Raw genomic sequence first — 26,120 nt, 5'->3', positions numbered from 1 at the left:
ACTGCAGGACCCGCATCACCCTGTCGCTGTCTTCGCCGCCGGAGCACGGCGACGTTCGCCAGGACCGAACGTTTCGCCGCCACTCGGTGCGAGCATACGGAGGGCCAGCGCGATGCCGGCCGCGGTGCCGCGGACGGCCGCGGCCACGAGCCTGCCGCCGTGGCGCGCACGACCAGCACCGTTCGGGCTGCGGAGCACGTCAGCGGCGTACCCCGGACTGAACAGCAGCCAGCCGAGGAGCTGCCGGCGGCCCAGGTGCCGTGCCGCGAAGACCAGCCGATTCCGGCAGGCCGAATAGACGTGCAGCGGCGACGAGCCATCGCAGAGCCGGCCGCCGTCGCCGCGCACGGCCCTGACATCGTCGCGCACGGCCGGGGAGCCTCCGGCGGCCGCGCACCGCCACGACAGGTCGATGTCATCCCAGTGCAGAAAGTAGGTTTCGTCGAATCCGCCCACCCAGTCCCACAGGCCGGCGTGGATCATCATGCACGCTCCGCTGACCCAGCCGGCCGGCGCGGCGCTGGCCGCGGCGGCGGCTCCCAGGGGCCGGCCCCGACGGAGGTCCACCGTGCCGCCTCCGAACCACAGGGAGCCGTCGGGCAGGTCGATGCGAGGGCTGAAGATCCGTTGGGGATCCGCGGCGCAGGCCTGAGTCAGGGCGAGGACCGCCTGCTCGTCGATCCGCACGGCCGGATCGAGCACCAGCAGCAGGTGGCACCCCCGAGAGCGCAGCATGCGCACCCCGGCGTTGACCGCGGCGCCGAAGCCCAGGTTGAGCCCGGGCGCGAGCACGGTCCAGCCTTCACGCGCGCACAACGCCGTCGTGGCTTCGCGCTCGGCGAGCCCGGAGAAGTTATCCACCACGACGATCCGCTCGCGCGGCATCCGTCGCCCGAGACCCACAAGATTCTCTTCGAGAAGATCGGGGTAGCCGTAACTGACCACGACGATCCCGAGGCCAGCGGGCAGCGACGTCACAGGGTGCCCCGCGCCGCTGTGCTCGGCGGGCGTGCGCCATCGGGTCTGTTCCAGTGCGACCGGCTGGCCCGGCCCGGGCTCAGGCCGTGGGTGCTGTAACCGGAGACCAGGCGCTGGGCGAGATCTTCGTAGCCGTCGGTGACATGGCCCCAGTTGTACAGGGCGGCGGCGCGACGCTGCAGCGCCGCACTGACCTCCAGGGTGTGGTGGGGGTTCAGCTCGGCGTCTTCGATCAGAGCGGCGAGCGTCGGGGCGTCCCGGAAGTACGCCCCATAGACGCCGAGCACGTCGCGGTTGAACCTGACATCCCAGGCGATAGCGGCGGTCCTGGCTCCCATCGCGCGCAGGAGCGACGGATTCGTTCCCCCAACCGAGTGGCCGTGCAGGTAACTGACCGAGTGGGCGTATAGCTGGTCGAGCTGATCCTGGTCCCACAGCCTGCCGAGCAATCGCACGCGCGGGTCTTGAGCCAGGGCGGCGATCTTGCGCGCATGCGTGCCCTGCGGTGCGGCGCCCACCACCACCAGGGGGAGCACGGCGCTGCTGCGCAGGTAGCCGTCGATGATCACGTCGACGTGGTTCTCTGGTTCAAAGCGGGCGACGACGAGGTGGTAGCCGCCCGGTCGCAGTCCAAGCTCGGCCAGGCGCGTCGCCGGGCAGTTCTGCAGGACATGGGTTCCATAGGCGATCAGCTCCGTGGGGATCGCGAACTCTGTGCGGTAGTAATCGACGATGCCCGGCGCGTCGGCGATGAGGGCGTCGGCGGAACGCACCGACTGTTGCTCGGCCCAGCGGTAGTAGCGGCGCGCAGTTCCTCCCCATTTGTCACGCTTCCACTCGAGGCCGTCGACGTGGACGGTGGTCGGGATGCCGCGATTGCGCAGGAACGGCACGAACGGTGCGTTTGCCGAGTTGAAGACGAACGCGGCGTCCGGGCGTGCTCCGGTGGCGGCGTGCAGCACAGAGAATGCCGAGTGGCTGAGCGCTTCGAGGGCGCCCAGCCTGAGCGCCGGCAGGTGCACGAGCCTCATTCCCAGATAGGCGGTGGCCGGCGGGACATGGTCCGGCGCCGACGTGCGGGATCGGCAGTAGACGGTCACGGCGTGCCCCCGATCGACCAGACGGCGACCGACTTCCTCTACTGCCGTCTCGAATCCGCCGAAGCCGGCCGGCACGCCGCGGGTTCCGATCATCGCGATCCGAAGCGCACGCACGCTGGAATGAGCGGCCGGTTCGGTGCTGTCGGGGGCCGCCATGTCAGTACGCCCCCTGGGGCCGGAGGACGATTTTGACGGTTCGCCAGATGATCATCAGGTCACCAGCCAGCGACCAGTTCTCGACGTAGTAGAGGTCGAGCCGGACGCTCTCCTCCCAGCTGAGGTTGGAGCGCCCGTTGACCTGCCACATGCCGGTGAGTCCCGGCTTGATATACAGGCGACGGTGCATGTGCGACTCGTAGTTTTCGACCTCGGCGGGCAGCGGCGGGCGCGGCCCGACGATGCTCATCTGGCCGACCACGATGTTCCACAGCTGCGGCAACTCATCGAGGGAGTATTTGCGCAGGACACGGCCGACCCGGGTGATGCGGGGGTCGTTCCGGATCTTGAAGAGCACCCCGGCGCCTTCGTTCTGGTCGAGCAGCCCGGCCAGGTCGTCTTCGGCGGTTTGCACCATCGAGCGGACCTTGAGCATGTGGAAGGTGCGGCCATTACGCCCGACCCGCTCCTGCCGGAACAACACGGGACCCGGGCTGTCCAGTTTGACCAAGGCGCCGAGCACGATGAGCAGCGGGCTGATCACGATCAGCGCGGCAACGCCCAGAGTGACGTCCAGAGCGCGCTTGAGCACGTGCTTGGCGCCGTCATACTGGGGGATTTCCACGTGGATGAGGGGAAGTCCCTCGACGGGGCGGAAGTGGATCCGCGGACCGGCGACGTCCGTCAGCCGGCTCGAGAGAACGAGCTCGGCCGACGTCTTCTCGAGGTCCCAGCCCAGGTTGCGGATGAACGTGTTTCCGAGGCTCGGATGCCCGGCCACGATGACGGCATCGACCCCGAGTGACTGCGCCGCGGCGGCGACGTGCGCGAAGTCGGACACCACGGGAACCCGGTGGCCGGCCGACGTGACACTCGTCGTGTTCTCACCCTCCAGCGCCGCACCCACCACCTGATAGGCGGCGCCGGACTTGTCGTTGATCTGCCTGACGACGTACTCGATGTCCTCCCTGCCACCGACGACGATGGCGCGGGCCAGGTAGTGGCCGAACCTGCGCTGCCGAATGAGCCACTTGCGCCAGAGCCACCGCTCCAAGACCAGGGCCGCAACTCCGAACGGCAGGGCGAAGACGAAGTAGGCGCGGGCGGTGTCCACTTGTAATAGAAGGAACGCGATGGCGAGCATCCCGAACGCCAGGGCGCTGGCATTGATCACGTGTTTGTACTCGGTGGCTCCCACCGCGACGACCCGTGGGTCCCTGGTGCGGAAGGTGGAGAGGGTGACGATCCAGGTGCCGATTACGAGGCCGATGATCGCCCAAGCAGAGAGCGGGATCGGGGTCGTGGTCGCGATCGGGGTTCCCAGGGCGAACCGTGCCAGGAAGGCGGCGGCGACGGCGGCGACGATCACCGTGGCATCCGTGAGCTGAAGCTTGGTGCGATAGCTCCGTGCCCACGCCGCGCCGGACAGCCCGACGGCGGCTTCCGGCGCGGCGTGGGCATGCGGGGCCGGCGCTGTGGCGACGGGGGCGGTCCTGACCAGGTGGAGCGGGGCGCGGTAGGCGCCCGCGACACCTCCGGCAGGGGAACGCTGCTTCGGCGTGCTCATCGGAGGCCGGCGCTTCCGGCCGTAGGCCGGGCAGGCCGAGCGCTGGCGACGCCTGCCGTTGGCGGCATTGGCGCTTTTTTGGGTCGACGAATAGGTCGACACGTCACAGACGTATTCACGGAAAGTCCCCTGCAGTTCGGGTTTACAGGTTCGAGCGGGTGATGGAACTGGTGGCGCGGTGACACGGAAGTGATGCGAATGGAGCGAATTCAACTTGATCAGTCACGTGAGGGAATCTCAGCAACTCACGATGCGACCATACCCCGCTCCTCAATTGATGCGCTGTGACCTGAACGGGGGGCGGTCCTCGGCTTCCAGGGTTCACCCCCGGTTGGGGGCACGCGAATCGCCCACCTCGGTGGCATTGTGACTGTTTGAGCGACCCTCAGCTTTCTGAGTGGTCGTAGCTCGTGCCTTCAGCATCAAGCCATAGGGGTTCACTGTGACCGATACGCTACGGATCGCCGTCATCGGCGCTGGGTACTGGGGGCCGAATCTGGCCCGGAATTTCCGGGCCAGCCCGCACTGGGAACTCGCGGCGGTCTGTGACCTCGACCTTGACCGGGCGGGGCGTCTCGCCGGTCCTGGAAGCGGGGTGCGGGTGACATCCTCCGTCGAGGCCCTGCTCGCCGATGACACTTTGGATGCCGTCGCCATCGCCACGCCGGCGGCGACACACCACGACATCGCGTGCGCGGCGCTCGCCGCCGGAAAACACGTCCTGGTGGAAAAGCCGCTCGCGGACACGAGCGGGCGGGGTGAGGCGATGGCGAGGGCGGCTGCCGAGAACTCGTTGGTCCTGATGACCGACCACACGTACTGCTACACCCCGGCGGTGCTCAAGATCCGGGAGTTGATCGAAGAGGGCGCGCTGGGCGACATCCTCTTCATCGACTCGGTCCGAATCAACCTGGGCTTGATCCAGCCGGATGTCGACGTGTTCTGGGATCTCGCCCCCCATGACCTCTCGATCATCGACTTCGTCCTTCCCGGTGGTCTGCGCCCGCTCAGCGTCTCGGCGCAGGGTGCCGACCCGCTCGGCGCGGGCAAAGCCTGTGTCGGCTATCTCACCCTGCCGCTCCAACACGGAGCCATCGCTCACGTCCACGTCAACTGGCTGAGCCCGACCAAGATCCGCACCATGATCATCGGCGGGACCAAACGCACCCTGGTCTGGGACGACCTCAACCCGCAGCAGCGGGTCAGCGTCTACGACCGCGGGGTGGATCTTCAGACCCAGTCACTGGACGGAGTCGAACGACGAGCCGCCGCAATCTCGTACCGGCTGGGCGACACCTGGTCGCCCGCCCTGTCGGAACGAGAGGCGCTGGATTCCATGGTCGCGGAGTTCGCGACGAGTATCCGGGAGCGGCGCGCTCCGCGCACCGATGCCGGATCCGGTCTGCGAGTGCTGGAGGTGCTCGAGGCAGCCAGCCGGAGCCTGGCCCAAGGCGCAGTGGTGACCTACCCGATCGCGCCGCACGCCACGGAGCTGCACGCCCAGCTGGCCGGAGAGCTGGCATGACCGCGCTGAACGGCGCGCGAGTGCTGGTCACCGGGGGCGCGGGCACGATCGGTTCCACCATCGTGGATCAACTGCTCGACGCGGGGGTCGAACACATCGACGTCCTTGACAACTTCGTGCGTGGCCGGATGGTCAACCTCGACACCGCGATGGCCGACGGTCGGGTCTCCGTGATCGACGGCGACATCCGTGATGCCGCCCTGGTGCACAAGGCCACCACGGGCAAGACCCTGGTGTTCCACCAGGCGGCGATTCGCATCACCCAGTGCGCCGAGGAGCCCCGCCTCGCCAACGAGGTGCTAGCCGACGGTACGTTCAATGTTCTGGAGGCTGCTGCGGCACACGGTGTCGACAAGGTCATCTCGGCGTCCAGCGCCTCGGTGTACGGCCTGGCTGAGATCTTCCCCACTCCCGAGAGTCATCACGATCACAACAACGACACCTTCTACGGCGCAGCCAAGTCGTTCGGCGAGGGGATGCTGCGAAGCTTCCATGCCATGTATGGGCTGGACTACGTCGCCCTGCGGTACTTCAACGTCTACGGTCCGAGGATGGATGTGCACGGCCTCTACACCGAGGTCCTGGTGCGCTGGATGGAGCGCATCGCCGACGGGAAGCCGCCGCTGATCTACGGCGACGGGCTGCAGACCATGGATTTCATCTTCACCACCGACATCGCCAGGGCGAACCTGTTGGCCGCCGCCAATGATCGTACCGAGGGGGTCTACAACGTCGCCAGCGGCACCGAGACCACCTTGCTGGGGCTTGCCGAATCGCTGCTGGACGTCATGGGCTCCGACCTGGCGGTCGAGCATGGGCCGGACCGTGCGGTCAACGGTGTCACCCGGCGCCTCGCCGACACCGGGGCGGCGCGCAACGACCTGGGCTTTGAGGCGCGGGTCGGATTGCACGACGGCTTGCGAGCCCTCGTTGACTGGTGGCAGCCGCAGCGGGACGAGATCGCCGCCGGTCGTGTGAGCGTGGCGTCATGAACCGCATCAATGTGATGAAGCCGTGGATGGGTGCGGAAGAAATTCGTGCGCTCAGCGAGGTGATCGAGTCGGGGTGGGTGGCACAGGGGCCCAGGGTCGCACAGTTCGAGCGCGAGTTCGCGGCCTCGATGCAGGCCGGGCACGCCGTCGCGACCTCGAACTGCACCACTGCCCTGCACCTGGCGCTGATCGTGGCGGGGGTCCAGGCCGGTGATGAGGTGATCGTGCCGTCATTCTCCTTTGTCGCCACGGCGAACGCGCCGACGTACGTCGGGGCGCGGCCGATCTTCATCGACGTCGACCCCGGTACCGGGTGCGTCACGGCGGACGGGGTCGTCACCGCCATCACCGAGCGCACGCGTGCCGTCATCGTCGTTGACCAGGGCGGCGTTCCGGTCGACCTCGACTCGATCCGCGACGTGTGCGATCCGCTGGGCATCGTGGTGATCGAAGACGCAGCCTGCGGTGCCGGGTCCACCTACAAGGGCCGCCCCGTTGGGGCAGGTGCCGTGCTCGCAGCGTGGTCCTTCCACCCGCGCAAGCTGTTGACCACGGGGGAGGGCGGCATGCTGACGACCTCGAATGCGGAATGGGCCGGGCGCGCCAGACGACTGCGGGAGCACGCCATGAGTGTCTCGGCGACTGACCGGCAGGCGAGCGTTCTCGCGCCGGCCGAGGAATACCTGGAGGTCGGATTCAACTACCGGATGACCGACATGCAGGCGGCCGTGGGGATCGTGCAGCTGGGACGCCTGCCGGAGATTGTGCAGAGACGCCGTGAGATCGCCGAGGGTTACACCGCGGCACTGGCCGGAGTCGCCGGGCTGCGCCCGGTGCGCGACCCGGAGTGGGGCACCTCGAACTTCCAGTCCTACTGGGTCGAGGTCGGCGAGGACTATCCGCTGGACCGGGAGACTCTGCTGCTACATCTGGCCGAGGCCGGAGTTTCGGCTCGTCGCGGCATCATGTCGGCGCACCTGCAGCCGGCGTACGCGGGGAGCCCGTCGCAGCGTGTCCCGCTGCCGGTCTCGGAACGACTCACCGGCACTACCCTGATCCTGCCGCTGTATCACCAGCTCGAAGCGGCACAACAGGCCATTGTCATCGACGCGTTGCTCGCCCCGCTGACGGTGGTCGCACATGGTTGACGTGCTGCTCGTCGCGGCGAGCGGCCTGGCACGGGAGGCGCTGTCGGTGCTGCGGCGCTCAGGAGAGCACACAGCGATCGGCTACCTCGACGACGACCCAACCCTGTGGGGCAAGAGCATCGACGGACTGCCGATCCTGGGGGGAACCGAGCAAGCCGCCGATCACCCGCGGGCCAGACTGGTGATCTGCGCCGGGCGCGGGGTCGCGCGGGCTGCGATCGCGGCTCGCCTGGCCGGGCACGGCCGCACCAACGACGACTATGTCAGCGTCATCGACCCCAGCGTGAGCGTACCGGACGACTGCACCGTGGGGGTGGGCAGCATCCTGCTCGCCGGCGTCGTGCTGACCACGAACGTGGAACTCGGTCGCCACGTGGTCGTCATGCCGAACGTCACGCTGACCCATGACGACCTTGTCGAGTCATTCGCCACCCTGTGCGCGGGAGTCGCGCTCGGAGGCCACGCGTGGATCGGTGAGGGTGCCTACCTGGGCATGAACGCGAGCGTGCGCGAGGGCGTCCGCGTCGGGAGGTACGCGGTGCTGGGAATGGGCGCCGCGCTGACGCAGGACTTGCCGTCGGAGGAAACCTGGCTGGGAGTGCCGGCCCGCCCACGAGAGGTGGCGTCAGCATGAGAGTCCCGTTTCTCAACCTCATCGCCCAGCAGGCGGAGATCGCCGACGAGGTGCTTCCCACCTGGCAGGCGCAGTTCATCTCCGCCGCGTTCGTCGGCGGCGCCGAGGTTGCCGCGTTCGAGCGGGAGTACGCCGCATACATCGGCACCCGGCACTGCGTCGGTGTGGCGAACGGTACCGACGCCGTCGAGCTCGCACTCCGGGCCGTCGGGGTCCGCCCCGGCGACGAGGTCATCATCCCCGTCAACACGTTCATCGCGACGGCCGAGGCCGCGACCCGCCTCGGCGCGATTCCGGTCTTCGTCGACGTCGACGACGAGTTCCTCCTCATCGACCCCGCTGCCGTCGACGCGGCGATCACCGCGCGCACGCGCGCGATCGTGCCCGTTCACCTGTACGGCCAGACCGCACCGATGGATGCGCTCATCCCGATGGCGAACCGGCACGGTCTGGTGATCGTTGAGGACGCCGCGCAATCGCAGGGAGCCTCCTCGACGCTCGGCCGAGCCGGTTCGCTCGGCCGCGTCGCCGCGACGAGCTTCTACCCCGGCAAGAATCTCGGTGCCGCCGGTGACGCAGGCGCCGTGCTCACCGATGACCCGGCCGTTGCGGAGTTCGTCCGGAACTTCGGCGCCCATGGCAGCTCGGTGAAGTACGTGCACGACCGGGCGGGCGTGAACTCGCGTCTGGACGCCGTGCAGGCCGCGGTGCTGCGTGCGAAGCTGCGCCGGCTCGACGGCTGGAACGCTGCCCGCCGCGCGGCCGCCGGCCGGTACGCCGAGATGCTTGCCGACGTGCCCGAGGTGCGCCTGCCGGCCATCCGGCCCGGCAACGAGGACGTCTGGCACCTGTACGTCGTGCAGGTCGACGAACGCGACCGGGTGCTCGCCGAACTCGGGGCCGCAGGGATCGGCGCTGCCATCCACTATCCGACCCCGCTGCACCTCACGGCCGCGTACGCGGGCCTCGGTTACCGGCCAGGCCAGTTTCCCGTGGCCGAGGCTGCCGCGGGCCGGATCCTCTCCCTGCCGATGTTCCCGCACCTCACACAAGCGGAGCAATCGTTGGTCGCCGACTCGCTCACGAGCAGTGTGACCTCAAGAACACGGGTGGGGTCGGGTTCGGGCCTCGTCGATCGGGCGCTGTCATGAGCACCGGGCCACAAACGGACCAGCGGGTGACGATCCCCGCCAGGACGAGCCTCCACCACCTGCTCCGCCAGGCGGCCGCCGCAACCCCGGACGCCCCGGCGTTGAGCTACCGCAATTCCACCATCAGCTATGCCGAGGCCTGGCGCATGGCCCGCGCCGCCGCCGCGCAGCTGCACACGATGGGCGTTCAGCGTGGTGATCGCGTGGCGGTCTACCTCGAGAAACGCTTCGAAACCGTCGCCTCGATCTTCGCCGTCTCCGCGGCCGGGGGCGTCTTCGTTCCGATCAACCATGTGCTCAAGGCGCCCCAGGTCCGCCACATCCTGCGGGACAGCGGCGCCGGAGTGCTCATCACCTCGGCCGACAGGCTCTCCCAGCTCGCGTCGGTGCTGCCGGTCACCGAGGTCGCGCACGTGATCGTCGTGGGCGCTGCCGTGCCGGATCCCGCAGCAGCGTGGCAGGTCCACGGTTGGCATGACGGGCAGGCCGCGGCGCAAGACCCGCCCCTGTCGCCGGCGATCGACCTCGATCCGGCCGCGATCCTGTATACCTCTGGCAGCACCGGCAAACCCAAGGGTGTCGTGCTCAGCCATCGCAACCTGATCGTCGGGGCCGAGAGCGTCAGTTCGTACCTGCGGAACTCCAGCGACGACGTCATTCTCAGCGTGCTGCCACTGAGCTTCGACGCGGGGCTGAGCCAGGTGACGACGGCCTTCTCGGTCGGCGCCCACTGCGTCCTCATGAACTACCTGCTGCCGCTGGAGGTGCCCAGGCTCTGCGAGCAGTACGGCGTCACCGGCCTCACCTGCGTGCCACCGCTCTGGTTGCAACTGGCCGAGGTGAACTGGCCGGCGGCGGCAACCGGACGGATGAGGTACTGGGCGAACACGGGGGGCAGGATGCCCCGACCGACGCTGGATCGGCTGCGGGGGATCTTCGCCGCCGCTGACCCATACCTCATGTACGGCCTCACGGAGGCGTTCCGTTCGACGTACCTCGATCCCTCGGAAATCGATCGACGCCCCGACTCGATCGGCCGGGCCATCCCCAATGCCGAGATCCTCGTCCTCCGTCCGGACGGGACGCCGTGCGCGCCAGGTGAGGAAGGGGAACTCGTGCACCGGGGCGCTCTGGTCGCGCTCGGCTACTGGAACGACCCGGTCCGGACGGCGGAACGTTATCGCACCGTGCACCACCCGCAGCAACCGTGGCGTGCCCCCGAGCGGGCGGTCTGGTCGGGGGACACCGTGGTGGCCGATCAGGAGGGATTCCTCTATTTCGTCGGCCGCAGTGACGACATGATCAAGACGTCGGGGTACCGGGTGAGCCCCAGCGAGATTGAGGAGGCCGCGTACAGCACCGGTCTGGTGCGCGATGCCGTCGCCCTAGGCGAAGACGACCCGGCGCTGGGTCAGCGGATCGTGCTGGTGGTCACGTCGACAGCGCCAGAACTCGATGTCGCCGCGCTCGCCGCCGCACTCAAGCAGTGCCTGCCGCTCTACATGGTCCCGTCCCGCCTCGAGGTCCGCGACTCGTTGCCCCGCTCGCCCAACGGTAAGTACGATCGGGCCGTCCTCCACGCCGAGCTCATGTCGGGGGTATCCGGATGATGCCGCACGAGCACGTGGCCGGCTTCGGCACCGTGGACGGCGAACTCCGGGTCGGCGGGATGACCGTGTCCAGGCTCGCCGCACGCGTCGGTTCGACGCCGTTCTTCGCCTACGACCGCGCATTGCTCGACAAGCGTGTCAACGAGCTGCGTTCGGCACTGCCCGCACGGGTCGAGCTCAGCTTTGCGATGAAGGCGAATCCCATGCCCGCCATCGTGCAACACCTGGCCGGCCGGCTCGACCGGATCGACGTCGCGTCCGGGCTGGAGTTGCAGACCGCACTGGACACCACGATCAGCGCCGACAAGGTCAGCTTCGCTGGTCCCGGCAAGTCGCCCGCGGAGATCCGGCAGGCCGTCGCGGCGGGCATCCTCATCGAGGTCGAGTCCCGCACTGAATTCAGCCGCGTGCTTGCTGCAGGCGACGAGCTCGGCCTCGCACCCAACGTCGCCGTGCGCGTGAACCCCGACTTCGCCGTCAAGGGATCGGGCATGCGGATGGGCGGTGGACCACAGCAGTTCGGCATCGACGCCGAGGAGGTACCTGGCGTGCTGCGTGACTTCGCCACTGCGGGAGCGAACGTGCTCGGCTTCCACGTCTTCGCCGGCTCACAGAATCTGAACGCGGCGACCATCGCCGAGGCGCAACAGCGCACGGTCGACCTCGTGAGCGGCCTGGCAGAGCACCTGCCCACGCCGGTGCGCTACCTCAACCTGGGTGGCGGGTTCGGCATCCCGTACGTCGAGAAAGACCAGCCGCTCGACCTCGGCGCCGTCGCCCAGAACCTCCACCAGCTGGTCGACGGGCCGATCAGACAGCGGATGCCCGAGGCGCGTCCGGTCATCGAGCTCGGCCGGTATCTCGTCGGGGAGTGCGGGGTCTACGTCACCCGGGTGCGTGATCGCAAGGTCTCGCGCGGGACGACCTTCCTGGTCGTCGACGGGGGTATGCACCACCAGCTCGCCGCCTCGGGGAACTTCGGCCAGGCCATCCGCCGCAACTATCCTGTCGCGGTCGGAAACCGCGTCGAGCACGCCTCCGCTGACACCGTCACCATCGTGGGATGCCTGTGCACCCCGCTCGACCTGCTCGCGAAGGATGTCGAGCTGCCCCCGGCGGACGTCGACGACCTCATCGTGATCTTCCAGGCGGGGGCGTACGGCCTGACTGCCAGCCCGACCGCATTCCTCGGACATCCCGCACCCGCGGAGGTCCTCGTGTGAACCAGACCTCGTCTCACAAAGGAACAGTAATGACCGACACCCTGAACGCCGTCCGCACCGTGCTGATCGAGGCACTCGAGCTGCAGCAACGCCCGGAAGACCTGCGGGAGGAAACCGCGTTGTTCGGGTCGCTGCCGGAACTCGATTCCTTCGGGGTCGTCAGCCTCGTGGCCTCCCTCGAGGATCGCTTCAACATTACGGTCGACGATGACGAGTTCGGCGCAGAGATCTTCGACACCGTGGGCACCCTCACCGGGTTCGTCGATGCGAAACTCGCCGCGGCCTAGGGAGACGACAAGGAACGGACAAACGATGACACAGCCCCCCGATGCCCTGGCCACCGTTCCGTCAGGCAAGACCGCTTTCCGGCGGAGACGCCTGGTGGCCGTCGTGGCGATCCTTCTCCTGCTGGCCGTGCCGGCGGGCCTGTGGATCGCGGGTTTGATGCAGCCGACGCAACCCCGGGACTCAAACGCCGGGTCGTCCTCCGGCGATGCGACCGAGACGGAGGCCGGCATGATCCCCGAGAACTTTCCCTCGGCGGACACCACGGGACTGCCGCGAGGGACAGAGCTCTCGGACTACACGGGTCCATGCCGGATCACGACGGCGGACACCGTGCTGGACGCGAAGCGGGTGGACTGCTGGCCCCTGCTGATCGAAGCGTCCGGGGTGGTGATCACGCGGTCGCAGATCAATGGATTCGTCTACTCCGGTGACGAGGGCTCCGGATCCTTCACCATCACCGACAGCGAGGTCAACGCGGGCGACAATCCCGTCACGGGGATCGGTGACGTTCGCTTCGAGGCGGTCCGGGTGCACGTGACCGGCGGCAAACGATCGGTCATGTGTCACCGGGACTGCACCGTTGAGGCGTCCTATGTGCACGGGCAGTTCACCGACGCGTCGGGGTATTACCACGAATCCGGAATCCGGATGGGGTCGAACGCTGTCATTCGCGGCAACACCATCGCCTGCGATGCACCCGATGTGCCCCCGGACGGCGGGTGCTCCGGAGCGCTCACCGGGTACGGCGACTTCGCGGTCATCCAAAATAACGTCATCGACGGCAACCTGTTCCTGGCGGGGTCAGGCGGCTACTGCACCTACGGGGGTTCAACGACGGGCAAGCCGCACTCCGCCGGAACCCGGGATATCCGCTTCACGAACAACGTCTGGCAACGTGGAACAACGAGTAAGTGCGGCGACTTCGGGCCGATCACCTCGTTCGACTCCGACGCGCCGGGCAATGAGTGGAGCAACAACCGCTGGGACGACGGCGCATCCGTCGCCGCCGCGAACTGAGGCTCCACCTACCATTCAAGCAAGGTCAGCTCGCTGTAGAGGTAGTCGATGGCACCGGCCGGCATCACCTGGCTGCGGAACATCTTCGCCCGCGGACTCCCGAGATCGACGCCGAGGGCGGGGAGGAAACCGAGCACGCGGCGCTCTCCCAGCGTGGCGAGCGCCGCATGCCGCAGCAGCAGATGTGAGCCGACCTGTGGCCACGCCGATCGGAGCAGTTCGCGGCTCCCTCCGACGTACAGCGGTGATGCAAAGAACGGAAGTCGTTTGCGGCGGTCCTTGCGGACGACGAGATAGCCGTATTCGCCCTGTGAGATCACGACGATGTGACGGGCGGCCGGCGCATCCTTGTGGTCCTGGTACGCGCGGGCATCCTGCCCCGTCAGGACACCCGCGACACGTCTCGGGTCGTCCGAAACCGTGACCCCGCGTCGCGGGAGGCGTGGCAGGTTCGGCGCCAACCGGGTGGCGGTGTCCAACAGGGCGAAGCCGAGCCTCTCATTGAGGGCCACGACATTTCCGCTGGGCGAGAAGTCGGTGAACTCGTATCCCTGCTGCGCCAGGATCGTCCGGATGAGCCTCAGGCTGTCGGCCCGATAGTCCTCCAGCACGCAGAACGCCGCGAGGTTGCAGAACCTGCGCAGTTCGCCGTCGACCTCGCGCTCGGAGTAGACGGCCACGTAGGCTCCGACGACAATGCCGCCCGCGACGAGCTGGAACCCGTGGTTGGGCGCCTGGACGCTCCACGGTGGAGCCAGGAGAGCGCCCCACGCCGCCCGGCCGACCTTCGGGTTCAGGTGATTGTGGAGGAACTCGGAGACTGTGTTGGCATCCTCGTTCGTAATGGGGCGAACAATCGTTCTCTCCCGATCCATGAGCCGATCGTACGGCACAAAAGGCCCCACGCGGGGTACTGTGCACAGCGAATGCCCCGTCCCGGTTTGTCGCCTCCGTCTCACCGAAAGGAACCCATGCTGAAAATCGTGATCGGCGCGCACCAGGACTCACCTCGCGAGGCGTCGGCGACGAACGGAGCATCGGCATGAACATCAACCTGTGCTTCCACGGCATCGGAACCATCGACAGTGAGCGGGAGCTTGGCGAGTCCCAATACTGGGTGAGGGAAGCCAATTTCCTCCGCATCCTGGATGAGGTTCGAGGCAGACCGCAGGTGAGGCTCAGTTTCGACGATGGCAATCGGTCGGACATCGCGGTCGCGCTTCCGGCCCTGCGCGAGCGTGGGCTGAGTGCGTCGTTCTTCCCGCTCGCCGGACGGTTGGATGACCCGGCAAGTGTCTCTTCGGCCGATCTCCGTGAGTTGCGCGGCGCCGGCATGGAGATCGGAAGCCACGGCTGGACGCACGCGCCCTGGCGAGGGCTTAGCGAGGCGGAGGCCCGCCGGGAGCTGGTGGATGCCCGAACCATTCTCGCCGAGGCCAGCGATGGGGAAATCGAGGATGCCGCACTGCCGCTCGGACGGTACGACCGTCAGTTGCTCGCGCAGCTGAGGAGCGCCGGCTATCGAACGGTGTACACGAGCGATCGGCTCCCTGCGCGCTCCTCGGTGTGGCTTCAGTCGCGCTACAGCGTCACCGCGCACGACACGGCGGAATCCATCCGATCGGTCATCACGCACCGTGCCGGCGTGCGGGATGTGCGCAACCTGCTGGCCAGCGCGGTCAAGCGGATGCGCTGAGCGCCGCTACGAGGGCAGGAACGCGGAGTTCGCGCGGAGCTGCGGGGGGCGCAGCGAGGGCCTCAGCAGCGCATGTACCGTCGTCCAGGACGCACGTTGTCCGAGGACCGCCCGCCGGGTTTCGACGACGACGGTCATGCCGAAATAGAGCCAGGCCCTCAGGTCGCCGGTGCGGCGGCGATACAGGCGCACACGGTTGAGCATCTGCATGGTGTGCGTTGTTGCGCTTTCGCCAGAGCCTCCGCCGACATGCATCGCGCCGGCACGGGGTGTGTAGACGGTCGCCCACCCGGCGTCACGAGCCCTGAGGCTGAAATCGGTTTCCTCCGAGTACAGAAAATAGGACTCGTCGAGGCCCTTCAGCGCGTCGAAACACCGTCGGTCGACAAGCAGGATCGCGCCCACCGCCCAGTCGACCTCATGTTCGCTCTCATACTCGCCAGGGATCTCGATTCGCTCAGCGAATACCGCCAGGCGGGTGAAGCTCAACCCGCCGACGCGGCCGAGAGTCGGTCCACGCCGCAGCGTGGGGGAGAGGCTGCCGTCCTCTTCGCGCACGCGCGGTGCGACGATACCGGCACCGGGGCGTCGCCGAAGGACCTCGAGCAGCTGTGGCACGGCGTCGGGGTCGAGCGTGGCGTCGGGATTGAGGATGAGGACGGTCGATGCCTCGGGTGAGGCGAGCACGGCTCTATTGATTCCGGCAGCGTACCCATCGTTCAAGGCCTGGACGACAGTGCAGTCGGATCGACCGGCCAGCAGATCCGGTGTGCCGTCGGTCGAACCATTGTCGACCACGACCACCGAATAGGTCAGGCTGCCAAACGCATCCGGCAGGCTGTCGAGCAGCGCGGCGACGTGGCGGGTGCTGTTGTAGGTGACGACGACCGCAGCAACGTCAACCACCACCTGCTCCCCGGCGCGAGGCGCTTCATCACTCTCGCGAACGGTCAACGGTGGCGTCCCTTCTCGGTTCGGTTCAGCTTGCCGACAATATCCGCAATCGCACCCGACCGCTGTAGCCCCTTAGGGGGTCAGGCCACCCGCGAGCACTCCTTCGACCACGGCGGGTAGGTGGCACTCGATTGGGGGGTGCGTGGGGGGTGGCTTGATTTGAACAATCCTCATAGGTTCTCATTATCCGAGTTGCGGGTCGCGCGATCTCTTGCCCTGAATCGTGTGACCTCCTCCCCATGACCCGACATGAGCGGCAGGAATACCGATGGCGTCACTACCGAGCACCGTTCAGCACGGTCCATCCGTGTGGCGCCGAAGCCGGCTCGCTATTGCGGCCGCACTCATCGCCGCCCTGGTCTTCACCGGGCTCACCGCCTCACCTGACGCGGCGAACGCGGCGAGCGGATGCCGGGCAGCGGCCAACCCCGTCGCCTGCGAGAACGCGAAACCGGGCACGAATCCCAACATCTGGGACATCAGCGGCGCCGGTAGCCCCAGCATCCAGGGTTTCAGCACCGACATCTCGGTGGAAAACGGCGCCACGATCGGCTTCAAGATCGACACCAACGCCAGGAACTACACAATCGACATCTACCGAACCGGCTGGTATCAGGGACTGGGGGCGCGCAAGGTGGCGTCCGTCACCCCTTCAGCGGCCCTGCCCCAGACCCAGCCTCCGTGCCTGTCCGACCTGGCCACGGAACTCTACGACTGCGGCAACTGGGGCGTCTCGGCGAGCTGGCTGGTTCCGGATGACGCAGTCTCCGGCGTCTACATCGCCCTGCTCAACCGGCCGGACACCGGTGCCCAGAGCCACATCATCTTCATTGTGCGCGACCAGAGCTCACGCTCCGACGTATTGTTCCAGACCTCCGACACGACCTGGCAGGCGTACAACGCATACGGCGGCTCTGACTTCTACAAGGGCGCCGCCAACGGGCGGGCCTACAAGATCAGCTATAACCGCCCGTTCATAACCCGTGAGGGCACGACCAGACGCGATTTCTACTTCAGCAGCGAATTCGCCCAGGTGCGCTTCATGGAGCGAAACGGCTATGACGTCAGCTATTTCAGCGGCGTCGACACCGACCGGTACGGCTCACTCCTGGCCAACCACAAGGTGATTCTCTCCGTCGGCCACGACGAGTACTGGTCCGGCGCCCAGAGGGCGAATCTCTTCGCCGCCCGTGACGCGGGGGTCAACATCCAGTTCCTGACCGGGAACACGGGGTATTGGCGTACGAGGTACGAGCCGTCGACAGCGAGCGGCACGCCAACGAACTACCGCACCCTGGTCTCCTACAAAGAGACGTGGAGCAATGCCAAGGTCGACCCGTCGACCCAGTGGACCGGGACCTGGCGTGATCCCCGATTCGCGTCGCAACAGGCCGGAGGTGGCTTGCCGGAGAACGCCCTGACGGGCACCATGTTCAAGGCCAACCACGATGACCTACCGGTGACGGTATCCGCGCAGGAGGGCAAGCTCAGAACGTGGAAGAACACCGCACTCACCAATCTGGCAGCCGGTACCTCGGTCGGGCTGGCACCGCACACGGTTGGCTACGAGTCCGATGAAGACGTAGACAACGGGTACCGGCCGGCGGGCCTCATCCACCTGTCGACGACGGTCGGTCCGACCCCCGAGTACGTCACGGACTATGGGAACACGGTCGTCCCCGGCACCACCACGCACAATACGACTCTGTACAGAGCGCCAAGCGGCGCGCTGGTCTTTTCGGCGGGAAGCGTGCAGTGGGCCTGGGGTCTCGACGAGACGCACGACGGTCAGGGTGCCCCGGCCAACGCCGCCATGCAGCAAGCGCAGGTGAATCTCCTCGCGGACATGGGCTCGCAACCGGCAACTCTGATGTCCGGACTCGCGTCGGCGCAGAAGAGCACCGATACCACCGCTCCGGTCGCCACGGTGACGTCGCCGGTCACGAATTCGACGATCGCTGCGGGTACTCGAGTGACGGTCACCGGCACGGCATCGGACGTTGGCGGCGTCGTGGCGGGGGTCGAGGTTTCGGTCGACGGCGGTGCCACGTGGCGGGTGGCGACGGGAACCACGTCGTGGTCGTACGTTTACTACCAGACCGGCCTCGGCTCCGGCGACATCCGCGTCAGGGCGATCGATGACAGCGCCAACTACCCGTCGACGCCCGCATCCGTCAGCCTCGTCGTGACCGGCCCCACCGGCGTGTTCGGCCAGGTGGTGCCGGCTATCCAGGACTCCGCCGACGGGTCAGCCATCGAGGTCGGCATGCGGTTCAGGCCGGAATCGAACGGGTTCGTTTCGGGCGTGCGCTTCTTCAAGAGCGCTGCAAACACGGGCACGCATGCCGGCTCGCTGTGGGACAGCACCGGCACGAGGCTCGCGTCGGTGATCTTCTCCGCCGAAACTGCAACGGGGTGGCAATACGCGAGCTTCAGCGCGCCGGTCGCCGTGACAGCCGGCCAGAACTATGTCGTGTCGTACACCGCACCGCAGGGACGCTACTCAGTGGCTTCGTATTACTGGCCGTATTCGACGAGGAAGAGCTCGCCGATAACGGTTCCGAGCGGTTTCGGCGAACCCGACCCGGGCATCTACGGTGTGCCGGGGGCGTTTCCCGCCCAGACCTATCAGGGCTCCAACTACTTCGTGGATGTCGTGTTCAACACTGTCGGGACCACGCCGCTCACCGCAGTCGGACAGGTGCCGGCTCCCGATGCGACGTCGGTGCCGACCGGCACGACGATCAGCGCACGCCTCTCGAGCGACGTGAACTCCTCCACTGTTGCCTACTCCGTGCAAACCGCGGCAGGTTCGGCCGTCGCCGGAACGACGACGTACGACCCGAACTCCCGGACGGCGCTGTTCACCCCGGCCAGCGCGCTTGCGCCGAACACCTCATACCGCGTCACCCTGGCGGCGACCGGAACGAATGGAAGCCCCATAATGGCGGGGGCGACGTGGGCGTTCACGACGGCAGCGAGCGCCGCAGTGTGCCCCTGCTCGCTGTTCGATGCGGCCGCGACACCCGCCATTGCGCAAGTGAACGACAGTCCGGTCACCCTCGGGGTGCAGTTCACGGCGGGCGCCACCGGCGCCATCGCCGGAATCAAGTTCTACAAGGGTCCCGGCAACACAGGCGTGCACGTCGGCACCCTGTGGAGCAGCACCGGTCAGGCTCTGGCCTCCGCGACATTCCTGGCGGAATCCGCGGCCGGATGGCAAACCGTGTATTTCGCCCAGCCGGTTCCGGTCCAGGCCGGATCGAGCTACACCGCCTCCTATCAATCCACCACCGGCAAGTATTCGGCGACGATCGGCGCATTCAACGCCGGGTTCACGCGAGGCCCACTGTCCGTGGCCGCCACTGCCGGGCGCTACACATACGGAACCGGAACCCCGACGTCAACGTCGTCGACGAACTACTTCGTCGATGTCGTCTTCGTGACCGACGGCGTGATCCCGCCCCAGCCGGTTTCCGTCTCCCTGGTCAGCCCCGCAGCGAACCAGACCGCGGTACCACTCTCGAGCCTGGTGACGGCGGTACTGTCCGCCGCCGTGCCCACCGGCACAATCCCGCAAATCGGATTGACCACCTCGGCAGGGGCCGTGCCCGGCACGTCGACCTACGCTCCCGCCACCCGCACGATCACCTTCACACCGTCCTCCGTCCTGGCGCAGTCGACCGCGCACACGGCGACGGTGTCTATCTCCGGAACCGTACCCGCAGGGGGCAACTGGTCGTTCACAACGGCCGCTGACACTCCCGTGGAGGGCACGTTCACACTGCTGGGCACGGAGACCCCCACCGTCCCGTCCACAGATGACAGCGGGCCCGTCGAACTGGGTATGGCCTTCGCCGTCTCACAGCCGGGACAAGTCACCGCCATCCGTTTCTATAAGGGAACAGGCAACACCGGAACCCACGTCGGCACCCTCTGGTCGGCCGCCGGAGCAAAGCTCGCGTCGGTGACGTTCACCGGTGAAACGGCCGGTGGATGGCAGACGGCCACCCTCGCGACGCCATACACCCTGACGCCAGGGGTGCGCTATGTCGTCTCCTACCTGGCACCCAACGGACGCTACTCGCACACGCCCGACTACTTCTCGCTGCTTCGAAGCCAGGGTCCGCTGACCGCCGACACCGCAGCGAACGGCCTATACCTCTACGGGGCGACCGGCGGCTTCCCGACGTCAAGTTGGAAGGCATCGAACTACTTCGTCGACGTGCAGTTCCGAACTTCTGCCACGCCGCCGCCTCCGGCTCCGGTGACGGTGACGTCCACCGCACCCGCCGCGAACGCGACGGCGGTCAGCCCATCCGGTGCGGTTACGGCCGTGCTCTCTGCCGGAACTCTCCCGCAGGACCCTACACTCGCACTCAGCGGGCCTGCGGGTAATGTCGCCGGCACCTCGTCATACGACGCGGCGACCCGAACCGTCAGGTTCACGCCGGCCGCGGTACTCGGCTGGGCCACCCAGTACACGGCGACGGTCGGGATTGCGGGCAGCGTGCCGTCCGGCGGAACGTGGTCGTTCACAACCGCCACTGCGCCGGCGCCGAGTGGGGAGTTCACCCTGCTGGGAACGACGACGCCCACGATCGACTCGGTCAACGACGGCACAACGGGGATCGAGCTAGGCACGGCATTCACCGTCTCCCAGCCGGGTTCGGTGACCGCGATCCGCTTCTATAAGGGCAGCGGAAACTCTGGCACCCACACGGGTTCCCTGTGGTCGTCGACCGGCACCAGGCTGGCAACCGTGACTTTCACCGGGGAATCCGCCAGCGGTTGGCAGACAGCCTCCCTCGCGACCCCGGTGGCGCTCACTCCCGGCGAGCGCTACGTCGTGTCGTACTACGCACCGGTTGGCCGTTACTCCGCCAGTGCGAACTACTTCGCCACGCAGAGGACGAGCGGCCCGATCACCGCGGACACCGTCACCAACGGGCGCTACGCCTACGGAGCGGGAGGGGCGATGCCCGCGTCGAGCTACAGGGCAACCAGCTACCTGGTAGATGTCGTCTTCACCACCGGAAGCGCGGTGCCCCCAGCCGCACGGGCCATCCCGGCGCCGGCACCCGAGACGACGCCGACACCCACACCCGAGCTGAAACTGACACCCGAGGCCACGCCGACACCCACACCGACGCCCGAGTCGACGCCGACACCCACCCCTAGCGAGAAGTCGACGCCGACGCCGACGCCGACACCCACACCGACGCCCGAGTCGGCTCCAGAACCTCCGGGCGTATCCGCGTCTTCCCCTTCCGTCGACGCCACAGGGGTCAGCCCCACCGTCGTGGTGTCGGCGACGGTATCCGGTGTGAAAACCGCGTCGATCGCCGTCACGGGCCTGGCCGGCGACGTCGCCGGTGAGTCGAGCTACGACCCGGTCACGGGCGTCGTGCACTTCACGGCGACGGACCCGCTGGCGTGGGCTACGAGCTACCGGGCGGCGGTGACCGTTGACAAGAACACCATTTCTGATTGGCGTTTCACCACGGCCGACGTGCCGGCCATCGAGGACTCCGCATCCTTCCTGCCGGAATCGCTCTCCCGCACCGATGACGATCCGGCCCTGCAGGTCGGCACGCGTTTCACTGCCTCCGTTGCGGGCGCTGTCTCCGGCATCCGGGTGTACGTGGGCGCTGACGATCAGGAATCTCACACCGGATACCTGTGGGGCCCCGACGGAAAGCTGATCGCGACGGTCGCATTCACAGAGAAGGCGAAAAACGGATGGCGGACCGGCGCGGTGAGCCCGGCGATCGAACTCACCCTCGGTGCGGAGTACCGCGTCACGGTGAGCAGCCCGAACGGAAGATACGCGCGGGTGCCGAACGGTCTGGCCCTCCCGGTCGTGAACGGCTTCCTGTCATCGGCACCGTCAGCGGGCGTCTACGGCTACGGAAATCCCGATCAGGCCTCGAACGACAGCTTTCTGGTCGACGTGCTCTTCAGCAGGACCCCGTGACCGGAAGGGGGCGCTCATGAAGCTCGTGCGGCCAGGCCGGCCTGGCCGTCGCGCCTCGGTCACAGTGGTGATCCCGTGTTACAACTACGGCCTATTCCTGCCGGATCTCGTCGACAGCGCACTTTCCCAGAGCGATGTCGACGCCCACGTCATCATCGTCGATGATGCGTCACCCGACGGATCGGGCGATGTCGCTCGACGGCTCGCCGCGGCCAACCCGTCCCACGTCAGCGCGATCATCCACTCCCGAAACCGCGGACACATCCAGACCTACAACGACGGACTGGCCGCCGTGAACACCGAGTACATCACACTTGTCTCGGCCGACGATCTGGTGGCCCCGGGTGCGCTCGGCCGCGCTACCCGGTTGATGGACCGTTTCCCCGGTGTCGGGTTGGTCTACGGGCACGCCTCGGTCTTCTCTGACGACCCCGTGCCCCGACACCGGCCGTTGCCGGAGACCTGGAGCGTGTGGGACGGGCGAGAGTGGATCGACTGGACCGCCTCCCGGGGTCGCAACCTGATTGTGTCCCCCGAGGTCGTCATGCGCACCCGGGCGCTTCGCGAGACCGGCGGCTACAACCCCCTCCTGCCGCATTCCGGTGATCTCGAGTACTGGCTGCGCACGGCGGCACGATGGGACGTCGCACGGGTGAACGGCCGCCCCCAGGCCTTCTACCGAATGCACGGGGCCAACATGCACCTCACGCAGTTTGCGACGATGGCCGTCGACATGCGTCATCGGCTCAGCGCCTTCGAGGTCATCAACGGCCCGGAGCTCGCACCGTTGGTGCCGGCTTCGGATCGACTTATTGAACGGACGAGGCAGGCAATCGCCCGGCAGGCCAGCGTCCTCGCGCAGCGTGAACTCGACCGTGGGGCGCGCCTGGGCGAGATACAAGCCCTGCTCGCCCTGGCCGAGGAACTGTCGCCGGGATCGGCGTCCGCCCGGCGCATCAGCTGGAGGGTCTCACGACAGTCCAGTGGCAAAACACCCGCTCCCACCCAACGGGCGATCGAGCGCGGCCGCACCCAGCTCGACAGGGTGCGCGGTGTGCTCTCCGAGGTTGCTGGGATCGCGTGACCAGGGCGGACGTCACTCCGGAGCTCTCCCTCCGGTCCCGGGTACAGGGGGGATCGGCGTGGGGGTCTCTCAACGTCGCGCTTTCCAAGCTCCTCCAATTCCTGACGACCCTCATCCTCGCCCGCATCCTTGCCCCAGAGGAGTTCGGGGCCCTCGCGGTCGCCCTCGTCGCACAGACCATCGCGCTGAACATCACCGAACTGGGCACGACGGCGTCAATAGCCCGGGGTGACCGCAACCCGGACGCGATAGCACCGACAGTGTTCACCCTCTCGCTGGTCACCGGCGCACTGCTCACCATCACCATGGTCGTGACCGCGCCATGGCTGGCGACTGCACTCGGTGACGCGAGCGCCACCCCCGTCATCCAGGTCATGGCGCTGAGCGTGATCCTCGCATCCTTCGCCTCGGTGCCCACGGCGCTGGTCTGGCGGGACTTCCTGCAGAAACGACGGCTCGTCGTCGATATCGGTGCGATCGCAGTCACGATGCTGATTGCGGTGCCGCTTGCCATGATCGGCTGGGGGGCCATGGCCCTCGCCTGGTCCCGAGTGATCGGGCAGACGGTGTCCACCATCGGCTACTGGATCATCGTTCCCCGCCGCTACCTCCCCGGCTGGAACCGCGTCGAGTTGCCGGGTCTGCTCAGACTCGGCCTGCCCCTAGCTGGAGCGAATTTCCTGGCCTTCATACTCTTGAACGTCGACTACATCGTCGTGGGGCGGGAGCTGGGACCCCAGGAGTTGGGGCTCTACCTCATCGCGTTCAACCTCGCCGCGCTGCCGAGTACCGTGCTGACGACGATCATCCGCACCGTGGCGGTGCCGGCGTTCGGGCGCCTTGCCGCCGGTGGGCAGCTGGCCGCACTCACTCCTCGTCTGGTGCAGGGCATCGCCTGGGCGGCGTTCCCGGTGTGTGCGATGATCGGCGCCCTCGGCACCGCACTGATGACGGCCCTCTACGGAGAACGCTGGGCGCCCGCCGCGGTGGCGCTGCTCGGCCTCGGTGTCTTCGGCGCAGCCCGGATCCTGTCCGAGCTCTTCGCCGACCTCAGTGTCGGAGCTGGGCGCACGGGCGGTCTGCTCTGGGTGCAGGCCGTCTGGCTGATCGCTCTCATCCCGGCCATGATGCTCGGGGTTGAACTCTTCGGCATCGCCGGAGCGGGCTGGGCGCATGCGGTCGTTGCGTGGCTCGTGGTGGTGCCGCTCTACATGGTCACAATTTCGCGGGTGCTGGGCGCGCGGGTGTCCGCTCAGCTCTGGGCGTTCCTGCCCCTGGCCGCGGCAGCCGTTCTCGCCGCGGTCATCGCGGCGCTCGTTGCGTCGTTGGTCGACAGCCCCTGGCTGGCGCTGATTGCCGGCGGACTGAGCGGCCTGCTGGCCTACCTGGCGGTCACGGTCCCCGTGTGGAGGAAACTGTGGCGCGAAGCGCGGGCCGTTCCGGACCAGCCTGCCGGGGCCTAGCTGAACGGTGCCGGTTGATCCACGCCCGTTTCGTCGCCCAGCACACCTCCGGGAGCGCTGCGCCACCCGCATAGCGGCGCGGCACCCGCGGCTTCTAGTCGGTGTCTCTCGTGACCAGGGGTGCTTCGGCGACTCGCACCGGCAGGGCGCAACGGTCCTGGATGAAGCGCGCCAACTCAGTCTCGTCGTCCAGATCGACGTACCGTGCGGTGGCGGGCAGCTCCTTCTCTGAGCTGCCGAAGGGCCAGGCCGTGAGCTTGGTGGCGTCGGGCGGTGAGTCCAGCAGGGAGTCGAAGACGCCGACGTAGGCGCGCGCCTGGGGGCGCCAGTCGAGGTGCTCAGAGACCCGACGTCGTGCGGCGAGACCGAGCCGGACGCGACGCGCCGGGTCGTCGAGGAGCGCTTCGACCGCGTCGGCGAATGCGCTGATGTCGCCCGAAGCCACGAGGACGCCGGCGTCGCCCGCCGAGACGCGGGTCTCGACCAGATCGACCGAGACGGACGGGAGGGCGTATGCCATGTATTCCATCGTCTTGTTCATCGTGGAAAGGTCGTTCAGTGGGGTCTTCTGGTCGGGACCGATGCCGATGTCGGCCGCGCTCAGATACTGGGCGATCTCGGACGGCCCGACCCGACCGGTGAAGCGCACGTTGCCGTCGAGACCCAACTCCGTGCTGCGGGCCTTGAGGTCCTCGAGGCAGTCACCAAAGCCCAGCAGCACAGCGTGCAGGCCCACACGGCCCCGTTTGTGCACCAGCTCGTGCATGAGGTCGAGCATGGTCTCTACGCCGTCCTGTGGCCCCATGATGCCCAGGTAGCACAGCAAGGCGTCCGCGTCACCACGGATGGCCGGGTCGGGGTAGACGGGCCGCATGACCCGGGTGTCCGGGCCGCTGCGAACCACGGTCACCGTCGCAGGGTCGCGATGGCCTCTCCTCTCGGCCACTGCCTTGTAGGAGCCGTTCGTAGAGATCACCCGGTCGGCGATCCGGTAGGTCATTCGCTCCAACCACAGCAATCCCCGATACTCGATGCGCGCCGCGGGCGATGACGGCTTGCCGAACCGGGAGAGAAACAGCTCGGGGTTGAGATCGTGCTGATCGAAGATGAATCGCACGCCCCGTGCCCGCCAGAGCCAGGCCAGCAGCCAGTACGTGTCTGGCGGGTTGCAGGCCTGGATGACGTCGAAGCCGCGCTCGCGGCGCACCCGGAGGGACAGCAGAGCAGTGAGAATCCAGCACCAGGTGAACTCCAGTGCGAATCCGAACACGCCCCGCGCCTCCGGACTGGGCCGGTACTTGTAGATGGCGATGCCGTCGAGCAACTCATACGAACCATCACCCGGCCCCTTCGGACAGATCACCGACACCGTGTACCCCTGCGCGGCGAGTGCGTTGCACTCCAGCCAGACGCGTCGATCCAGGGGCACCGGCAGGTTCTGCACGATGATGAGCACTCGATTTGTTGGCACAGGTGTGACTCCCCTCGGCGCACGCGTCCTGCGTGGTGGCGCACACAGTAGCGAACCTTGCCCGCACCCGCCAGTGGGAGGTGAGT

Annotated in this window: 19 protein-coding genes; 13 read left to right on the top strand and 6 right to left on the bottom strand. The window is 67.5% G+C overall.

The annotated features are described in order from the left end of the window. Positions 1 to 15: 15 nt before the first annotated feature. Genes E3O42_RS00200 through E3O42_RS00190 form a run of 3 tightly spaced genes read right to left on the bottom strand, consistent with a single transcriptional unit; the run spans position 16 to position 3,801 of the window. A complete protein-coding gene (locus E3O42_RS00200) occupies positions 16 to 978 on the bottom strand; it encodes a glycosyltransferase family protein (RefSeq protein WP_166787841.1) in 963 nt (320 codons plus the stop codon). After that, positions 975 to 2,234, bottom strand: coding sequence for a DUF1972 domain-containing protein (locus E3O42_RS00195; RefSeq protein ID WP_134451939.1), 1,260 nt, complete (start codon positions 2,232 to 2,234; stop codon positions 975 to 977). The genes E3O42_RS00200 and E3O42_RS00195 overlap by 4 nt, the downstream gene beginning before the upstream one ends. 1 nt (position 2,235) lies before the next feature. After that, entirely contained in the window at positions 2,236 to 3,801 is a 1,566-nt protein-coding gene (locus tag E3O42_RS00190; protein ID WP_134451938.1) for a sugar transferase, read from the bottom strand. 442 nt (positions 3,802 to 4,243) lie between these two features. Between E3O42_RS00190 and E3O42_RS00185 the strand changes: the two genes are divergently transcribed. The 9 genes from E3O42_RS00185 to E3O42_RS00145 are packed head-to-tail and all read left to right on the top strand — an operon-like array spanning position 4,244 to position 13,389. Next, positions 4,244 to 5,326, top strand: coding sequence for a Gfo/Idh/MocA family protein (locus E3O42_RS00185; protein WP_134451937.1), 1,083 nt, complete (start codon positions 4,244 to 4,246; stop codon positions 5,324 to 5,326). Continuing rightward, entirely contained in the window at positions 5,323 to 6,318 is a 996-nt protein-coding gene (locus E3O42_RS00180; protein WP_134451936.1) for an NAD-dependent epimerase/dehydratase family protein, read from the top strand. Before E3O42_RS00185 ends, E3O42_RS00180 begins: the two co-directional genes overlap by 4 nt. Then, on the top strand, positions 6,315 to 7,466 hold the full coding sequence (locus E3O42_RS00175; protein ID WP_134451935.1) for a DegT/DnrJ/EryC1/StrS family aminotransferase: 1,152 nt from the start codon (positions 6,315 to 6,317) through the stop codon (positions 7,464 to 7,466). Before E3O42_RS00180 ends, E3O42_RS00175 begins: the two co-directional genes overlap by 4 nt. Continuing rightward, positions 7,459 to 8,100, top strand: a complete 642-nt coding sequence (locus E3O42_RS00170) for a NeuD/PglB/VioB family sugar acetyltransferase (RefSeq protein ID WP_134451934.1) — start codon at positions 7,459 to 7,461, stop codon at positions 8,098 to 8,100. The genes E3O42_RS00175 and E3O42_RS00170 overlap by 8 nt, the downstream gene beginning before the upstream one ends. Then, the gene (locus tag E3O42_RS00165) at positions 8,097 to 9,251 is read left to right on the top strand and encodes a DegT/DnrJ/EryC1/StrS family aminotransferase (protein WP_134451933.1); all 1,155 of its coding nucleotides are present in this window, start codon (positions 8,097 to 8,099) and stop codon (positions 9,249 to 9,251) included. The genes E3O42_RS00170 and E3O42_RS00165 overlap by 4 nt, the downstream gene beginning before the upstream one ends. 26 nt (positions 9,252 to 9,277) lie before the next feature. Beyond that, positions 9,278 to 10,861 (top strand): acyl-CoA ligase (AMP-forming), exosortase A system-associated, encoded by a 1,584-nt coding sequence (locus E3O42_RS00160; RefSeq protein ID WP_241984532.1) that lies wholly within the window; start codon positions 9,278 to 9,280, stop codon positions 10,859 to 10,861. Then, positions 10,858 to 12,084, top strand: a complete 1,227-nt coding sequence (locus E3O42_RS00155) for a pyridoxal-dependent decarboxylase, exosortase A system-associated (protein WP_134451931.1) — start codon at positions 10,858 to 10,860, stop codon at positions 12,082 to 12,084. Before E3O42_RS00160 ends, E3O42_RS00155 begins: the two co-directional genes overlap by 4 nt. Positions 12,085 to 12,113: 29 nt before the next feature. Next, positions 12,114 to 12,371, top strand: a complete 258-nt coding sequence (locus E3O42_RS00150) for an acyl carrier protein (RefSeq protein WP_134451930.1) — start codon at positions 12,114 to 12,116, stop codon at positions 12,369 to 12,371. Positions 12,372 to 12,396: 25 nt separating this feature from the next. Beyond that, positions 12,397 to 13,389, top strand: a complete 993-nt coding sequence (locus tag E3O42_RS00145) for a right-handed parallel beta-helix repeat-containing protein (protein ID WP_134451929.1) — start codon at positions 12,397 to 12,399, stop codon at positions 13,387 to 13,389. 8 nt (positions 13,390 to 13,397) lie between these two features. Here E3O42_RS00145 and E3O42_RS00140 read toward each other — a convergent pair whose 3' ends face one another. After that, the gene (locus E3O42_RS00140) at positions 13,398 to 14,264 is read right to left on the bottom strand and encodes a hypothetical protein (protein WP_174844197.1); all 867 of its coding nucleotides are present in this window, start codon (positions 14,262 to 14,264) and stop codon (positions 13,398 to 13,400) included. A gap of 167 nt (positions 14,265 to 14,431) precedes the next feature. On the opposite strand from E3O42_RS00140, the gene E3O42_RS00135 reads away from it, so the two are divergent. Next, positions 14,432 to 15,085: a polysaccharide deacetylase family protein gene (locus E3O42_RS00135; protein WP_134451928.1), complete on the top strand. Its 654-nt coding sequence runs from the start codon at positions 14,432 to 14,434 to the stop codon at positions 15,083 to 15,085. A gap of 6 nt (positions 15,086 to 15,091) precedes the next feature. Here the strand turns inward: E3O42_RS00135 and E3O42_RS00130 are convergent, their stop codons facing one another. Continuing rightward, positions 15,092 to 16,039, bottom strand: a complete 948-nt coding sequence (locus E3O42_RS00130; RefSeq protein ID WP_134451927.1) for a glycosyltransferase family 2 protein — start codon at positions 16,037 to 16,039, stop codon at positions 15,092 to 15,094. Positions 16,040 to 16,307: 268 nt separating this feature from the next. On the opposite strand from E3O42_RS00130, the gene E3O42_RS00125 reads away from it, so the two are divergent. Genes E3O42_RS00125 through E3O42_RS00115 form a run of 3 tightly spaced genes read left to right on the top strand, consistent with a single transcriptional unit; the run spans position 16,308 to position 24,563 of the window. Then, complete coding sequence (locus tag E3O42_RS00125) at positions 16,308 to 22,016, top strand: DUF4082 domain-containing protein (RefSeq protein WP_134451926.1); 5,709 nt, start codon at positions 16,308 to 16,310, stop codon at positions 22,014 to 22,016. A gap of 16 nt (positions 22,017 to 22,032) precedes the next feature. Further along, positions 22,033 to 23,100, top strand: coding sequence for a glycosyltransferase family 2 protein (locus tag E3O42_RS00120; RefSeq protein ID WP_134451925.1), 1,068 nt, complete (start codon positions 22,033 to 22,035; stop codon positions 23,098 to 23,100). Continuing rightward, positions 23,097 to 24,563, top strand: coding sequence for an oligosaccharide flippase family protein (locus tag E3O42_RS00115; RefSeq protein WP_166787840.1), 1,467 nt, complete (start codon positions 23,097 to 23,099; stop codon positions 24,561 to 24,563). The genes E3O42_RS00120 and E3O42_RS00115 overlap by 4 nt, the downstream gene beginning before the upstream one ends. 94 nt (positions 24,564 to 24,657) lie before the next feature. Here E3O42_RS00115 and E3O42_RS00110 read toward each other — a convergent pair whose 3' ends face one another. Then, positions 24,658 to 26,034, bottom strand: a complete 1,377-nt coding sequence (locus tag E3O42_RS00110) for a glycosyltransferase family 4 protein (RefSeq protein WP_134451923.1) — start codon at positions 26,032 to 26,034, stop codon at positions 24,658 to 24,660. Between the last annotated feature and the right edge of the window lie 86 nt (positions 26,035 to 26,120).

The organism is Cryobacterium adonitolivorans (assembly GCF_004402695.1).
GTDB lineage: Bacteria > Actinomycetota > Actinomycetes > Actinomycetales > Microbacteriaceae > Cryobacterium > Cryobacterium adonitolivorans.
Note: the sequence above shows the minus strand (reverse complement) of the source record. Positions and strands in the feature narration are given on the sequence as shown.

What these genes read in the sequence shown, in the direction of transcription:
- E3O42_RS00190 (WP_134451938.1), bottom strand. Translation starts at nt 3,801, where the DNA reads ATGAGCACGCCGAAGCAGCGTTCCCCTGCCGGAGGTGTCGCGGGCGCC.
- E3O42_RS00145 (WP_134451929.1), top strand. Translation starts at nt 12,397, where the DNA reads ATGACACAGCCCCCCGATGCCCTGGCCACCGTTCCGTCAGGCAAGACC.
- E3O42_RS00120 (WP_134451925.1), top strand. Translation starts at nt 22,033, where the DNA reads ATGAAGCTCGTGCGGCCAGGCCGGCCTGGCCGTCGCGCCTCGGTCACA.
- E3O42_RS00155 (WP_134451931.1), top strand. Translation starts at nt 10,858, where the DNA reads ATGATGCCGCACGAGCACGTGGCCGGCTTCGGCACCGTGGACGGCGAA.
- E3O42_RS00150 (WP_134451930.1), top strand. Translation starts at nt 12,114, where the DNA reads ATGACCGACACCCTGAACGCCGTCCGCACCGTGCTGATCGAGGCACTC.
- E3O42_RS00195 (WP_134451939.1), bottom strand. Translation starts at nt 2,234, where the DNA reads ATGGCGGCCCCCGACAGCACCGAACCGGCCGCTCATTCCAGCGTGCGT.
- E3O42_RS00140 (WP_174844197.1), bottom strand. Translation starts at nt 14,264, where the DNA reads ATGGATCGGGAGAGAACGATTGTTCGCCCCATTACGAACGAGGATGCC.
- E3O42_RS00135 (WP_134451928.1), top strand. Translation starts at nt 14,432, where the DNA reads ATGAACATCAACCTGTGCTTCCACGGCATCGGAACCATCGACAGTGAG.
- E3O42_RS00125 (WP_134451926.1), top strand. Translation starts at nt 16,308, where the DNA reads ATGGCGTCACTACCGAGCACCGTTCAGCACGGTCCATCCGTGTGGCGC.
- E3O42_RS00165 (WP_134451933.1), top strand. Translation starts at nt 8,097, where the DNA reads ATGAGAGTCCCGTTTCTCAACCTCATCGCCCAGCAGGCGGAGATCGCC.
- E3O42_RS00175 (WP_134451935.1), top strand. Translation starts at nt 6,315, where the DNA reads ATGAACCGCATCAATGTGATGAAGCCGTGGATGGGTGCGGAAGAAATT.
- E3O42_RS00170 (WP_134451934.1), top strand. Translation starts at nt 7,459, where the DNA reads ATGGTTGACGTGCTGCTCGTCGCGGCGAGCGGCCTGGCACGGGAGGCG.
- E3O42_RS00180 (WP_134451936.1), top strand. Translation starts at nt 5,323, where the DNA reads ATGACCGCGCTGAACGGCGCGCGAGTGCTGGTCACCGGGGGCGCGGGC.